This window comes from Candidatus Enterococcus avicola, from assembly GCF_047470845.1.
Classification (GTDB): Bacteria; Bacillota; Bacilli; order Lactobacillales; family Enterococcaceae; genus Enterococcus_D; species Enterococcus_D casseliflavus.
Map to the genome: position 1 here is coordinate 183,367 of NZ_JBLGTY010000003.1, position 12,492 is coordinate 195,858.

Genomic DNA, 12,492 nt, shown 5'->3' on the forward strand with positions numbered 1-12,492 from the left:
ATTTTTCTGATTATAGCATTGATAGTGCCAAAATCAGCGGAAGGAAAAATCAGAACTATGATTCGATAGGAGTGTATAAATGAATGTCGAAAGTTGAATTAGTTCGAAGAACAGCTCGTTTATTAAAGATAGTGGGTTGTTTGATTGGTTGGAAAGACAATAAGATTTGTTTTGCCAAAAATCATTCTGAAATTAACTTATTTTACTATTTAAAAAACGCATATAGTGTAGATGAATTAAAAGATTTAGTAGATTATTTGTTGGATGTATTAGATGATCTTGAAGTAATTGTATTTACAGGAGATTATGATGTCAGAGCTATGTAATATAGATACGAGCTATTTGAAAGATTTATTAGAGTCACGATTACAAGAATTGAAATGTTTATTAAGAGAGTTTTCAAAGTGCCGAATTTCGTGTAAAGTAGATATTGAAAATGAAATCCGTATTTGTGAACGTGTCTTAAGTAAAATAAAATGAGAAAGGATCGATGATTACATGATTTATTCTATTGAAGAGATACAATCAGTCATTAAGCCTGTTTGTGAAGCATATAGAATCCGTGAAGTGTATCTTTTTGGTTCTTATGCTAGAGGTGAAGCAGACGAACAGAGTGACTTAGATTTTGTTGTAGATACAGTAGATTCTAAGATCGTTTCCTTATTAGACAAAATGGCATTTAAAAATCAGCTAGAAAATTTATTGGATAAGGAAATTGATGTTATCTTGAAGTCTTCACTGGATAATCCTAGTAATCGTAAAAGAAACCCTTTCTTTTTGAAAAATATTCAAGAAGACATGAAGGTGATTTATGGAGCAGAAAGACAAGTTTTCGTTAACTAATATTGTAATAATTATAGATGAGATTAGAGAAACTGTTACTAAATTTGGTAACAGTTTTTTTTCGTTTGAAAATGATAGTGACTATCAAAAATCAGTAGCATTTAGTCTTACTCAAGTTGGCGAAATGATTCGTCATAACTTGAGTGATGAATTAAAAGAAAAGTATGCGGATATATCTTGGGATCATTATCGTTTATTCAGAAATGACTTAGTGCATGCATATAATACAATAGATTTAAAAGAAATCTGGTATTTTGTCCAAAATGATTTGAAACCGCTAGAAGAGTACATTAGGTATATCTTAGTTGAAGAACAAGGACGATAATTTTTGAGAAAGATGAGGTATTAAATTTATGGAGTTTGCTATTTGTGAGCCTAAAGCAACATTTGGTCGTTTAGAATATGTAGGTAGAAAAGAAGAATTTGCAGAATACGTTAATGGTCGGCGTCAACCAGTGGGCTATTATCATGCAATTATGTCGGTGAAACAACAAGAAACAATCGAAGTAATCATTCCCAATCGTGTGAATACATCAGGATTGAGCTACGGTGATGAAGTTGTTTTGAGAGATGTGAGATGCGAGCCATTTTCACAAGCTGCTGGAACAGACGGAGCGGTTGCAGGATGGACAATCAAAGCGCAAGGCATTGAAAAAGTCTAGATAATGGAGGGCTATTATGGCAAAAATCAATGAATTGAATAAAGGGATTAGTTTAAATATTGAAGAAACCTTTGGTGAATTGAAATTTCTTCGAATGAAAGAAGATAAAAAGCGAGAAAACGACGAGGGAGAACTTATTTCTACCCAAGTTCGTTATGTTGTGCAATCGAAACGTCAAGTGTCTGAGGAGATTGTGAGTATTGATGTTTCTGCTGATCGGAAAGAGTTTGAGTTTGGTGATCAGGTGAAATTGATCAATCCGAGAATTGAATACTATTCGTTCAGACAAGGCAATCGGACAAATAACTATCTGAAGGTTGTCGCTGATGGCATTGAGAAAGTTCAAAAGAAAGTGGATCAAAGAAAACCAGAATTACATGAACAAAAAGCGAATAAGCAACAATAAAAAATTAGCGAAAAGCGTACAACAAAAGATTAAAGTTGTGCGCTTTTTTTTGATAGTTGGAGATACATAAAATGAAATTAAATTGGGCGTTTGTTGGAAAAATAGACTGAGGTGAAAGCAATGGTTAAAATATTTGTTGAAAATTTACATGTGAGAAATCAAGGAAATATTAAAGGTAGCTGGTTTGACTTGCCTATAAGTATCGATCATATTTATCAAAAATTGGGTTTGGATGACGGTGATGAATATGTCATTACTGACTCTGAAAGCCCATTTCCAATTGGTGAGTATGAAGATTTAGAGGAATTAAACGAGTTAGCTGAATTGTTAGACGACTTGCCCAGTGAGTATAGAGATAATCTATCTGAAATCAAGGATGCTTTCTTTAGTGATGTTCGAGAAGCAATCGAAGGTCATGAGGAAATCACTCACCTATCAGAAGTTTTTAATGATCGAGATTATGGCGATTACATGATTGAAGAAGGATTATTCGAAGTTCCAGAGAACATTATTCCTTATATTGATGGAGAAGCACTGGGCAGGGATTGTCGTTTTGAAGGAAATATTATTTACACTGATGACGGAGCTTTCTGCAAGTGAAAATATGCGTTTACCATAATTGTATTGAATTTTTTTCAAGAATGCGACCAATTTCAAATATGACTCCAAGACGATAGTCAATCGGCTTTATAACAGGAGTATTACAAGCTTTGTGAATATAGAATGTACCATCAAATTCAAAGTGTTTGAATCGATCAGACAAATCAATCATATAGGATGTTTTAAGAGTTCCTTCTCCTTTTAGGATTCCAGTGTTTGTAGAATGCAAGCCATTTCCGTTCCAAAAAAATCCTAGAGGTTTGATATATTCTAAATCAAAATGATTATTCTCCTGATGCCTGAATGGAGCGTCAACATCTGCTCCTATAAACATAAACGCTTGGGACATTCGTCCCTTATTCCATATTGGAGAAATAATTGGTGCTGATTGTAAAGCTACTGGTATGTCAAGATCTGTTTGAGGAATTGTTTCAAATTGCTTATAACAGTTGGTGCATTGTGAACGTATAGGAAATGAGTCAATCATATAGTAGTTTATATTTTGGTCTTCACTGGTGATACACTCAGTATTGATGTCTGATTGAATTCCTGAGCTTAATCCTTTGATCATGCAAATGATGGCACTTTTTTGCTGGTTTATGCTCACATTTTTTTTATTCAAAATAGCATCAGTTTGATCTAAATAAGCACGTAAAACATTTTGACGATGCTTCGCTTCTTTTGAAGGAAATTTTCGTGCTATTTTATATGCAGTGGTTTGAGGAAATAACTTCTGTTCCATAACAATGTATACCTTCTTTCTAAAATTTAATGGTGGTGAATAAGTTGGTAATAGTGGTTACCTTAATAATAACAAATTTTTTCTTCGTTATCCTGTTTTTTAAAGAATGGAAACAAAAATACAAAATAAAAAAAGAGTTGCAGCAACTGAGAAAAAAAGAGCTAATTCAGCGTTCTATAGTGAAGATATGCTTAGATATGATGAAAGAAAAAGAATACTTAATTTCAGATAGCTCTTTTTCAACAAAAGAAATAAGCGTAATCGAACTGCTCCGATATTTAAGGGATGCTGATCTAATTTACGAACTGGAGGAAAAGAAGCTTAGTGAGAATAAGGGAAGATTCCCTAGAAGTGTCTATCTAGAGTTATTAAAAGTAGAAGAAATGCTATCTCGTGGATAGTGAACATATTTTTTGCAAAAGAATGGAGGATATGAGTTGAATCCAACGTTAACAAAATGGCTATATCGGTTGGCAGAAAAAGCTGCAAAAAAAGAAAATAGTTTTCGCGAGCTTTTTTACCAGAAGAGAAAACATGTTCCAAAAGAGAAAGCAGATATGTTTCAAAGCTTCTTTTATAGCCGATTACGAAGATTAACAAATTTTCAAGATGAAGGAATTCAAATCATTGTTGATAGATGGTTTGATTGTGTATTCATGGATGATGGAATGCAAGAAGAGCAACTAAAAAACTATGTAGAACAAAAGTTTCAATCAAAGTTGAACGATATTTATGCTCAGTGTGTCGGGGATTTAGAAGAAAAAGCAAAAGTGATAGGTGTAGATTATGCTGAAAGAAATATTTAAGTATCGGGGACGGCGGATAAAGAAAATCCATCTTTACGATTGGTGGCTTCATTTTCTATTTTTGCTGAGTCCATTTTTGATTGGGATAGGTTCCGTAGGTTTTCTTTTGTTAAAACCAGTCATGATTGATTTTCAAAAAGCGCAACAGTTAATTGTGCCGTCCTTGGTAGTGATCATCTTACTGCTAGGCGCTTGTTTTATTATCTATTCGTTTATGATGTGGTCACGTTTTAAGGGCGGCTACTTTCTCAAAGTCAAATACTATGATATGGTCGCTAAAATGTTAAAACTAAGTGGGTTTGTAATAAAAAAAGAATCACATCAAGCAGGAAAAAAGCCTAAAGAGAAATTCCCTAAAGTATATGTTAAAAAAGGCAAACATACAACTGATGTCACATTACCATTAGATGGTGGGCAGCACCATGATCGGTTTTTACAGCTGGGAAAGAAGTTAGAAGAAATGTTTCTAGCTGATCTTGTTGCCGAACAAATGGATTTTGGTTTTGTGACCTATTCTTTTATGACTAACGTTATCTCGAAGAGGATTTCAATCAATGAAGTTATAGCTAAAGATGGCGCAATCACACTCATGAACGGGGTGAAATGGGCATATGACGAGTTACCTCATATGTTAATTGCAGGCGGAACAGGCGGAGGGAAAACGTATTTCATGTACTCGCTGATCAAAGCAATTTTATCAGTTGGAACCGTGCATATTTGTGATCCCAAGTCATCTGATTTAGCTGATCTAGCGGATTTACCAGTTTTTAAAGGGAAAGTTTACTATGGTCAAGGGGAAACAATGATTCGTTGTTTAGAGGATGCAGTCAAACGTATGGAACAGCGATTTAAGTATATGAAATCTTTACCAAACTATGAATCAGGGCGTAATTATGCATTCTATAAGATGCCTCCTGAGTTCATTATTTTTGATGAGTGGAAGGCATTTTATGGGAGTCTAGGTCGTGATTATAAGAAAATTGAACGAGTGGATAATGCAGTTCAACAAATAGTTATGAAAGCCAGACAAGCTGGTATCTTTTTAATCCTTGGCACTCAAAAACCTGACAGTTCTGATTTTCCGTCGGGGGTTCGAGATAATTTAATGTGTCGGGTAACTCTTGGGAAATTATCTGTACAAGGGTATTACATGGTATTCGGTGATGAAAGTAAAAACAAGGCATTTTTTAATAAACCGATCAAAGGTAGAGGTTACATTGATGATGGCAGTGGCGTAGTCAGGGAATTTTATTCCCCGTTCGTACCTAAATCATACAATTTTTTGGAAGAGTTTAAAAAATATGATCACATGATCGAGTTAGATATACAAAACAAAAAAGAGTCCGAAGGGTAAGATGACATTGAGATTAAGTACTTTTTCCATAGAGTATACGAAAGAAGAAGAGCAGTTGATAGCAGATGTAATCACTGCTGCTATTGAATCTATCCGTTTTCATAAGAAACAAATGAAAGATGAGCTTTCCCAAATGCAAATAAGCCGCATGGATAGTGAATGTTCACAATTACAGAATTTACTATATAAGTGTGCTTTACGAAAACAGCTATTGTCTTAATCAATATATTTTGGTGGAATGTGATGAATAGGCTAAGAAGAGCGAGATTGCAAGAAGTTGCTGATATCATTTCTGAGATGATTGGAATTTTGGATGATATCAGAGAGGATGAAGAAAATTATGTAGATAATATGCCTGAAAATTTACATGGGTCACAACGATACGAAAAATCAGAAGAAGCTATTGACCAGATTAGTGATGCTATTGATTCTTTAGAAGAAGCTACGGAATCAATTGAGGAAGCTATGAGTTAAAGTAGTCTAAAGTATAACTTGAGGGTTCGTGAGTGTCGGAAAAAAAGGCGTGGCGAGTCTGCCGTGCAGGATCAGCAAGCGGGGCTGCCCTAAGCAGCGCCGCTGTTAGGCTTTTTTAGGGAGTAGGTGGCGCTGTGCGACGCCTGCGACCGTAGAACCCCCGTATTCTAACAGGGGGGTAATGAAGATGTAAAAATGACAGAATTTAACGATTAAACATTGATATATAAGCGATTTATTACTTTACATTGCGCTCGAAAAAAATGGCGAAAATGTAAAGTAAAGCATGATTAGAGGTGAAGTGTTGGATAGTGAAGAATTGAAGATGATTGGTAAAAGTATAAAAGCTTCGAGAAATCTGTTGAAAATGACTCAGGCAACTTTTGCTGAAAATGTTGGTCTTTCAAGACAATCGATTTATAACCTCGAAAGAGGTTTAAGTTTGCTATCAGATGAAAAAATGTATCGAATTTATGACTTTATTGCAGAGCAAAATTGTCATGAACCGCTGGAAAGTATTATTGATTATATTCGTATCACGTTTCAAACTCATGATGTTGATATGATTTTTTGCGAGATTCTAAAAATCAAAAAGGAATTTTTTGCACAAATATCTAGCCACCTTTACGGTTATGTCGGAGGGTACCAGTTAGATTACTTGATGGTTATGTATTCTAAAAAAGGTGATTCTCGTGGAACAATGATCCAATTATCTGGTCAAGGATGTCGTCAATTTGAAGCATTTCTGAAAGCTCAAGGACGGACTTGGTTTGATTTTTTTCATACTTGTTTTGATTACAGAGCAAAGTTCACTAGAGTTGATTTAGCTATCAATGATTATAAAGAATATTTGAGTATTCCGACATTGCTAAACAAAATAAATCGACAAGAATTGATTTCCCGTTTTGAACGTTTCGATTTCAATGGTTCAGGATCAATTTCTAAAAAGAAACGAGAAGGTGTCACTATTTATCTAGGTTCAAAAAGAAGCGAGCTTTATATTGCGTTTTATCAAAAGAATTATGAGCAGGCGAAAAAACTTAGGATTGATGTAGAGGATGTGCCAATCAAGAATCGTTATGAGCTTCGGTTTAAAGATGAAAAAGCTGAACAGGCGATTCATGGCTATACTAAAACTGGCGATTTAACTGTATTTTTATTGGGAATTTTAAGTGACTATCTTTGCTTTGTAGATAGAAAAGGCGGTGTTTCAAGGAAGTACTGGCCTGTAAATAAAAAATGGGAATACTTTCTTGGCGGTGTTGAAAAAGTAAAGCTAGTAACTGAACCGAATGAAGCTTTATACGAACGCTCAAAAAATTGGTTTAAACGATCGGTGGCTCCTACGATTAAAATGTTGATGGAAGTAGATGAGATTGAAGAAACAGATGAGGTGCAAGAAATTATCGATGAAGCTGAACTTAGTGACAAGCATTTACACATGATTGAAGCACAAACAACAAGAATTGAGGATATGATTCTTTGATGAAAATAGAAAAAATGGAAAGATTGTGATTTATGTCGAGAATAATAAGCAGGGAGGAAATGCATGGATCGGTTAAATGAACTATTGTGCAATCCAGAAAAATATGAATTATCGTTACAGGCAAGAGATGGCTTGCGTGAGTTGAAAAGAATTTTTGATGGGAATCCTTTCTTCCCGATAGAACCTTATGTTTATGCAAAAAATCATTTGTATGGCATGTATGCAAGAGGAGTGATAAGTGGGGACTTGATGCAAAGTATACTGAGCGATTTTTAATATAATGAGGTGAAATCTGTGTGGGGAATTTTTGAAGATGGCGAATTGGAAATATCTTTGGAGATGAGGCTGGTGCTGAATACTTTTTGGAATGTTGGATAAAAGAGGAACCACTGAGGAACTTTGATGATTTCTCTGTTGAGAAAATTGATGACAAAATGAACGAGTAGGTGTTTAAATTGGAGTTTCGGGAATACATTGACTGTTATATGGACTCAATCGACGAGGTATTAAGAAAAACGATTCCTGATTATGACGAAAATTGTTCAAGATCGATATTCTTACTCACAGAAGAAGAAAAAATTGCTGAACAAGATTGGTATAATTATGTGAATGACAATCGAAAGAAGCCTGATCGTGCATTCTTGTTCGAGAATGTTCATCGGTTTGGTGTCAATCGTGCTGATTTATTTGATGCTAATCAACGAGAAGTGTCAAAGACTGACTTCATTGACTTTTACTTAAACGAAATCAAAAATCACACTTTAATGAAAGAAACAAAATTTGAAGCAGAAGATCGTACATTTATTATGGATCGTGAGAAATATATTGCGATTAAAAAATTTGATGAACGCACGAACCCCGCAAAGGGATACGATGAACTGAATATTACTACGTCTAAAAAGACCCAAGAATGGTTGTTACAAGCGCTCATATTGCGTTTTGAACGAGATTTTGGGTCTTTTTATATTGGACTACAAGCAAGGTGAATTTATGAAATCAATTCGTCTAGTAGATCACTTAAAAGAAAAAGGCTTTATGTGTTATGTTTCTAGTCCAACTAGAGAGGATTATGAAAAATTTTTTGAACTACAAAAAAGGACAGGGAATAAGAACATGAAATTTAAGCCTTTCGTTCCAGTCTGTTATGAAAAGCAACTTTCACGAATTACATCATTAATTATTGAAGGTTGTGCAAAGAAAAATGTGTATTATTACGACTTTTATAAAGTCACATTTTTTCCTATGCAAAATCAAGGATCAAATATAAAAGTCTATGGTAGTCATATGACAAGAAATCAATTGTTGCGCTGTGTCGATTGGGTAAAAGAATAAAAGTCAAAAAGGGAGTTTTTGGATGAGTATACGTTCGCCGCCTGAGTTATTTTCAAAAAAAGAAAGAGAGGATGTGAAAACATTGCTAAAAAGAATAGGGACACATTTCTTAATACTAGGAACCTTAGTTGCTATGTTCCTTGTTAATACTACGATTGCCGATGCTTCAAGAAATACAAATACTTGGGGGACTGGAAATTTAGGAAGTTCTGAATATGGTGAAATTGTTAATGATGAAACAGAAATCAGCGGAGAGTATTCTTTTATTGCTCGCTGGATAGATGGAGTAACGACTGTTTCAACTTTTGGTGGTCGCTGGGATAGTTGGTCATATAGTTATGGTGGAGCTACTGGGATTTTAGGATACTTACCTACAAACGATAACAGTAAAGGGAAAATTGGTGTTACTTATCATAATGTTGGTATGCATAATGGTCGTGTGATTGATTTGAAAATCACTGTTACGGATTGGGAAAGAGGCGCTACTAACTATGGGTATATTTTTTATACGACAGGCGCTATCTCACATGTTCAACAAAGTTATCGCTATGTGAAGCAGCGTTGGGAATTTATTGACGCCCAAACAGGTCAGCCTGTGAAGCTAAGTGGCTATATGACCATTACAGATATTGATTTTAACCAAGGGGTTACTTTCGACAAAAACACTGTTCCTCATCTAGGTACGATATATGTAACGGAAGACAGTAATATCAGTGTCAAAAAAGAGAATGATGGTTCTTTAACTGTTTATGATCCGTTTCGTGTGAATGCTGATCCGAGCGATTTGTGGGCTCAGTTCACCTTTTTATACAGAGATACAAGCTTTGTAGAATTCGATTGGAACTTAAAAAATCTACCTAGTCATATGCAAATAGGGGAACCAAACACAAATGAACGAGGTGGGGAATTCTTCGGTTTTACAGGAAAAAAACTTGCTCGTACCGCAACGATTGAGCCAGAAAAATATATTCAAACTGACGATGGCTTGGTAACCAGTTCAGTTCTTGAATCTCTTCACGATTCATTTGTGTACCTTCTGATTCATAAGGTACCAGATGAACTTGATGAGTTTTACTATCGATCGTATGAAATTCGTGACGATCTACCAGCTGGTCTTGAAGTAGTGAATTATCGGATCGTTGATCAAGAAGGAAGAGATGTCTCATTATTTTTTGATGATTATTCGACAAAAGACAAAATTCATTTTGTTGCAAAACCTGCTGTGTTAAAAACAGACCGCTTCTATGATACGGATTATCGGATCGAAGTAGAAGTGAAGGTAAAAGATGTACGGTATTTAGAAGACCTAATCGAATCCGATCATGTGCTGTTTCGAAATGTTGTTCGTGTCAGTGTGGATGATAAACCAAAAGTGTCAGAAGAAGTAACAACACAATTGTTTCGAAGACGGATTGTTGTTGATCATATCGATAAACAAACCGAAGAATTGCTTCGAAAAGTGGAAGAACACAAATTTGATGGTGAATCATATTCGTATGAGCCTTTTGATGATTTAGAAGATGACGAGGGCAATCGATACAAATCGACTGTAAATCATTTAGGTGTTGTGAATGGTCGTGATCTATACTTTGTGATTCCATATCATATCCCATTGTTAGAAGTAAATGTCGAATCGATTCAAATCGATACGTCTAAAGCAGAAAAAGATGGTGGGCTTCCTGCACGACTAGTTTTAGTAAAGGAAGCAGAATACCAAGAGGACTTGTCGAACCTGCGTTTTGTTATCGAAATTGTTGAAGAAGCAACAAATCGTGTGGTCTATGAACAAGAATTGACTGTGAACGATGTAGATGATGTTTTTGAGTTATTGCTCCCAACGGATGCAGTCGAAAAAGCGGAAAAAATTGATTACCTTGTAACAATCAAGGTAGTGGATAATCCAGACAAGAACAAATTTGTCACGGACACAAAAGATTTAGCTACTCACGGTTATACAGCTACTGAAAAGGTTTTGACCGAGCGAGATGTAACGAATGGTGTCGTAGATTATGAAGCGGTGGTTCGAACATTACGCTTGCGTGAGGAAGTATCGGTTCAAGAATTTAGTGAAACAATTCGATTCGATTTTGAGCCAATGGTCAGTTCTAAAACAGGTTATGGCTTTGCGATTGACTTAGCACCAACCTTTTCGAGTGAAGTTCATGATACCGTTGAAGCTTTTGACCTTCGAGTTCGGGTACCGCAAGAGCTGTTAGATAGTCAAATTCATGAGGTTTTTGTCGCAAAAGAAAAGGAAGTAATCATTCCTTTGGATCAAACGTGGGCGTTTGCTCGTTCGGGAGATAGTCGGACAGATAGTTCTTTCACTTATGAATTTCCAGAAATACGTGTTGAGAAACTAACAGGAAATCTCTTCACAGCAAACCAAATGACCAGAAGCAATCGTGAATTGCTTGATGGCGGTCGTAATTTCTATCTACCAATTTGGCTAGACCTTGGCAGTTATGATGTAACAATTGAATCCGATATTGTAGGGAAGAATCGTATCCAATTAGAAATGACTAAAACTGTCGATGTCTTTGCGTATATGTACGCAACAATGGATAGCGACACAAAAGAGTTAGACGAGTTGTTGCTGACACCAGTTTTTCCAGAAACCGATGCACCGAGAGGTTGGTCGGATGAAGAAATTGCTTGGCTGAAAGGGGCGTGAGTGCATGTATGGAAATCATGTATACAGTGTCCAGCGATCATTGGATGATGCCCGTGCTCGTTTTTGGCGGCTAATTTGGTTGTTGCTCTTTATGAGTCTAGGAATCTTTATTGGTAAACAGTTGATTGAGATTCCTTTTTCATTTTTAGGAGGACTTGGTCGAAGTGTTATGGATGGTAGTTTTTCTCCAGTTCAATCGTTTGGACAAGTTTTTCTAGAAAATGACTTAGTACAAGCCGTTATAGTTTTTTTTACGGGATTACTCACTGTTATAGTGACTTTTTTTAAAGAACTTCGCCAGATTTTTTTTCCGAAGTAAATGGTTTTCTGAATGAGAAGGAGGTGAGGATGAATGAACCTAGAGCTAAATACAGATCGCTTTTGGGCAACCTTGGGCGTGATCGCATTGTGCTCGTTAGTCATTGGTGCAGCACTATTGTTCTTTCCAGAATTGATGAACAATGTTTTTGGACAGATGGAAGCGTATATCAATGGTATTAACGTACCTAACTAAGGACAAAGGGAAGAGAAATCTTCCTTTTTTGTTCTTGTTTGAATGGAGGGAATATCATGAACACTGAGAGTACTTATGAAGAAATTTGGCAAGAGTTGTTTTCAACTAGTGCGGAATCGTTTGTCAAAAAAATGGAAGCAGAAAATATACCGTTTGAATGGATTGATCAACGGCTAGATGAATTGAAAGCATTTAGCCGTAATCGAAGAAACAAAGAATTGGCGTCGTTGACAAAACCTTTATCGGCAGCGGTTATTGATCGGCGGATACGGCGGATTTTCGATCATGAAATGTATCCGTTGATTAGTGAAAAAGAAGCGTGGCTAAGAAAAGAAACAGCGCAACGACCTGAAAATGCACAATAAAAATAACTGGAAAAAGGTGGAATTTGAATGAATTTAGAATTGAATACAGATCGCTTCTGGGCGACATTAGGTGTTATTGCTTTATGCTCATTAGTCATTGGTGCAGCATTGCTGTTTTTCCCAGAACTGATGAATAACATTTTTGGGCAGATGGAAGCGTATATCAATGGAATTACTGTTCCTAATTAAACAGTAAAAAAGTAGAGGTGAGGGATATCCCTTGCCTCTTTCTTG

21 protein-coding genes are annotated in these 12,492 nt (G+C 35.7%); 20 read left to right on the forward strand and 1 reads right to left on the reverse strand.

Going from position 1 to position 12,492, the window contains the following annotated elements:
• Positions 1 to 83 precede the first annotated feature (83 nt).
• The 6 genes from ACI3E5_RS04430 to ACI3E5_RS04455 all read left to right on the forward strand — a co-directional run bounded on the left by ACI3E5_RS04430 (position 84) and on the right by ACI3E5_RS04455 (position 2,511).
• The gene (locus ACI3E5_RS04430) at positions 84 to 326 is read left to right on the forward strand and encodes a hypothetical protein (RefSeq protein ID WP_498820895.1); all 243 of its coding nucleotides are present in this window, start codon (positions 84 to 86) and stop codon (positions 324 to 326) included.
• 172 nt (positions 327 to 498) lie between these two features.
• On the forward strand, positions 499 to 843 hold the full coding sequence (locus ACI3E5_RS04435) for a nucleotidyltransferase family protein (RefSeq protein ID WP_270276409.1): 345 nt from the start codon (positions 499 to 501) through the stop codon (positions 841 to 843).
• Entirely contained in the window at positions 812 to 1,168 is a 357-nt protein-coding gene (locus ACI3E5_RS04440; protein ID WP_498820898.1) for a HepT-like ribonuclease domain-containing protein, read from the forward strand. The genes ACI3E5_RS04435 and ACI3E5_RS04440 overlap by 32 nt, the downstream gene beginning before the upstream one ends.
• 28 nt (positions 1,169 to 1,196) lie before the next feature.
• Positions 1,197 to 1,505 (forward strand): DUF961 family protein, encoded by a 309-nt coding sequence (locus tag ACI3E5_RS04445; RefSeq protein ID WP_270276405.1) that lies wholly within the window; start codon positions 1,197 to 1,199, stop codon positions 1,503 to 1,505.
• A 16-nt stretch (positions 1,506 to 1,521) separates the two neighbouring features.
• Entirely contained in the window at positions 1,522 to 1,911 is a 390-nt protein-coding gene (locus ACI3E5_RS04450) for a DUF961 family protein (protein ID WP_498820900.1), read from the forward strand.
• A 120-nt stretch (positions 1,912 to 2,031) separates the two neighbouring features.
• Entirely contained in the window at positions 2,032 to 2,511 is a 480-nt protein-coding gene (locus ACI3E5_RS04455) for an antirestriction protein ArdA (protein ID WP_271811946.1), read from the forward strand.
• A 10-nt stretch (positions 2,512 to 2,521) separates the two neighbouring features.
• Here the strand turns inward: ACI3E5_RS04455 and ACI3E5_RS04460 are convergent, their stop codons facing one another.
• A complete protein-coding gene (locus tag ACI3E5_RS04460) occupies positions 2,522 to 3,253 on the reverse strand; it encodes a DUF6710 family protein (protein WP_498820902.1) in 732 nt (243 codons plus the stop codon).
• Between the two features lie 44 nt (positions 3,254 to 3,297).
• Between ACI3E5_RS04460 and ACI3E5_RS04465 the strand changes: the two genes are divergently transcribed.
• From ACI3E5_RS04465 to ACI3E5_RS04530, 14 genes are all read left to right on the forward strand, one after another.
• The gene (locus ACI3E5_RS04465; protein ID WP_498820904.1) at positions 3,298 to 3,654 is read left to right on the forward strand and encodes a hypothetical protein; all 357 of its coding nucleotides are present in this window, start codon (positions 3,298 to 3,300) and stop codon (positions 3,652 to 3,654) included.
• Between the two features lie 36 nt (positions 3,655 to 3,690).
• A complete protein-coding gene (locus ACI3E5_RS04470; RefSeq protein WP_271811937.1) occupies positions 3,691 to 4,059 on the forward strand; it encodes a hypothetical protein in 369 nt (122 codons plus the stop codon).
• Positions 4,040 to 5,413: an FtsK/SpoIIIE domain-containing protein gene (locus ACI3E5_RS04475; RefSeq protein WP_498820906.1), complete on the forward strand. Its 1,374-nt coding sequence runs from the start codon at positions 4,040 to 4,042 to the stop codon at positions 5,411 to 5,413. The genes ACI3E5_RS04470 and ACI3E5_RS04475 overlap by 20 nt, the downstream gene beginning before the upstream one ends.
• A 1-nt stretch (position 5,414) precedes the next feature.
• Positions 5,415 to 5,633 carry a hypothetical protein gene (locus ACI3E5_RS04480; protein ID WP_271811931.1) on the forward strand — a complete coding sequence of 73 codons (219 nt, stop codon included), beginning with the start codon at positions 5,415 to 5,417 and terminating at the stop codon, positions 5,631 to 5,633.
• Positions 5,634 to 5,680: 47 nt separating this feature from the next.
• Complete coding sequence (locus tag ACI3E5_RS04485; RefSeq protein WP_498855850.1) at positions 5,681 to 5,887, forward strand: hypothetical protein; 207 nt, start codon at positions 5,681 to 5,683, stop codon at positions 5,885 to 5,887.
• A 301-nt stretch (positions 5,888 to 6,188) separates the two neighbouring features.
• Positions 6,189 to 7,373: a replication initiation factor domain-containing protein gene (locus ACI3E5_RS04490; RefSeq protein WP_498855851.1), complete on the forward strand. Its 1,185-nt coding sequence runs from the start codon at positions 6,189 to 6,191 to the stop codon at positions 7,371 to 7,373.
• 63 nt (positions 7,374 to 7,436) lie between these two features.
• Positions 7,437 to 7,649 carry a hypothetical protein gene (locus ACI3E5_RS04495; RefSeq protein ID WP_498820909.1) on the forward strand — a complete coding sequence of 71 codons (213 nt, stop codon included), beginning with the start codon at positions 7,437 to 7,439 and terminating at the stop codon, positions 7,647 to 7,649.
• A 179-nt stretch (positions 7,650 to 7,828) separates the two neighbouring features.
• Entirely contained in the window at positions 7,829 to 8,359 is a 531-nt protein-coding gene (locus tag ACI3E5_RS04500; RefSeq protein WP_429960717.1) for a hypothetical protein, read from the forward strand.
• Between the two features lie 4 nt (positions 8,360 to 8,363).
• Positions 8,364 to 8,705 carry a hypothetical protein gene (locus ACI3E5_RS04505; protein WP_395997270.1) on the forward strand — a complete coding sequence of 114 codons (342 nt, stop codon included), beginning with the start codon at positions 8,364 to 8,366 and terminating at the stop codon, positions 8,703 to 8,705.
• Between the two features lie 22 nt (positions 8,706 to 8,727).
• The gene (locus tag ACI3E5_RS04510) at positions 8,728 to 11,379 is read left to right on the forward strand and encodes a hypothetical protein (RefSeq protein ID WP_498820912.1); all 2,652 of its coding nucleotides are present in this window, start codon (positions 8,728 to 8,730) and stop codon (positions 11,377 to 11,379) included.
• Positions 11,380 to 11,383: 4 nt separating this feature from the next.
• Positions 11,384 to 11,698, forward strand: a complete 315-nt coding sequence (locus tag ACI3E5_RS04515; RefSeq protein WP_395997272.1) for a hypothetical protein — start codon at positions 11,384 to 11,386, stop codon at positions 11,696 to 11,698.
• A gap of 33 nt (positions 11,699 to 11,731) precedes the next feature.
• Complete coding sequence (locus tag ACI3E5_RS04520) at positions 11,732 to 11,893, forward strand: hypothetical protein (protein ID WP_395997273.1); 162 nt, start codon at positions 11,732 to 11,734, stop codon at positions 11,891 to 11,893.
• A 56-nt stretch (positions 11,894 to 11,949) separates the two neighbouring features.
• Positions 11,950 to 12,258: a hypothetical protein gene (locus ACI3E5_RS04525; RefSeq protein ID WP_395997274.1), complete on the forward strand. Its 309-nt coding sequence runs from the start codon at positions 11,950 to 11,952 to the stop codon at positions 12,256 to 12,258.
• 27 nt (positions 12,259 to 12,285) lie between these two features.
• On the forward strand, positions 12,286 to 12,447 hold the full coding sequence (locus ACI3E5_RS04530; RefSeq protein WP_395997275.1) for a hypothetical protein: 162 nt from the start codon (positions 12,286 to 12,288) through the stop codon (positions 12,445 to 12,447).
• The last annotated feature ends 45 nt before the right edge of the window (positions 12,448 to 12,492 follow it).

Excerpts from the sequence above, each read along its gene's own strand:
- ACI3E5_RS04530 (WP_395997275.1), top strand. The coding sequence starts at position 12,286 with ATGAATTTAGAATTGAATACAGATCGCTTCTGGGCGACATTAGGTGTT.
- ACI3E5_RS04455 (WP_271811946.1), top strand. The coding sequence starts at position 2,032 with ATGGTTAAAATATTTGTTGAAAATTTACATGTGAGAAATCAAGGAAAT.
- ACI3E5_RS04515 (WP_395997272.1), top strand. The coding sequence starts at position 11,384 with ATGTATGGAAATCATGTATACAGTGTCCAGCGATCATTGGATGATGCC.
- ACI3E5_RS04495 (WP_498820909.1), top strand. The coding sequence starts at position 7,437 with ATGGATCGGTTAAATGAACTATTGTGCAATCCAGAAAAATATGAATTA.
- ACI3E5_RS04480 (WP_271811931.1), top strand. The coding sequence starts at position 5,415 with ATGACATTGAGATTAAGTACTTTTTCCATAGAGTATACGAAAGAAGAA.
- ACI3E5_RS04460 (WP_498820902.1), bottom strand. The coding sequence starts at position 3,253 with ATGGAACAGAAGTTATTTCCTCAAACCACTGCATATAAAATAGCACGA.
- ACI3E5_RS04475 (WP_498820906.1), top strand. The coding sequence starts at position 4,040 with ATGCTGAAAGAAATATTTAAGTATCGGGGACGGCGGATAAAGAAAATC.
- ACI3E5_RS04510 (WP_498820912.1), top strand. The coding sequence starts at position 8,728 with ATGAGTATACGTTCGCCGCCTGAGTTATTTTCAAAAAAAGAAAGAGAG.
- ACI3E5_RS04450 (WP_498820900.1), top strand. The coding sequence starts at position 1,522 with ATGGCAAAAATCAATGAATTGAATAAAGGGATTAGTTTAAATATTGAA.
- ACI3E5_RS04435 (WP_270276409.1), top strand. The coding sequence starts at position 499 with ATGATTTATTCTATTGAAGAGATACAATCAGTCATTAAGCCTGTTTGT.
- ACI3E5_RS04430 (WP_498820895.1), top strand. The coding sequence starts at position 84 with ATGTCGAAAGTTGAATTAGTTCGAAGAACAGCTCGTTTATTAAAGATA.
- ACI3E5_RS04445 (WP_270276405.1), top strand. The coding sequence starts at position 1,197 with ATGGAGTTTGCTATTTGTGAGCCTAAAGCAACATTTGGTCGTTTAGAA.
- ACI3E5_RS04520 (WP_395997273.1), top strand. The coding sequence starts at position 11,732 with ATGAACCTAGAGCTAAATACAGATCGCTTTTGGGCAACCTTGGGCGTG.
- ACI3E5_RS04525 (WP_395997274.1), top strand. The coding sequence starts at position 11,950 with ATGAACACTGAGAGTACTTATGAAGAAATTTGGCAAGAGTTGTTTTCA.
- ACI3E5_RS04440 (WP_498820898.1), top strand. The coding sequence starts at position 812 with ATGGAGCAGAAAGACAAGTTTTCGTTAACTAATATTGTAATAATTATA.
- ACI3E5_RS04505 (WP_395997270.1), top strand. The coding sequence starts at position 8,364 with ATGAAATCAATTCGTCTAGTAGATCACTTAAAAGAAAAAGGCTTTATG.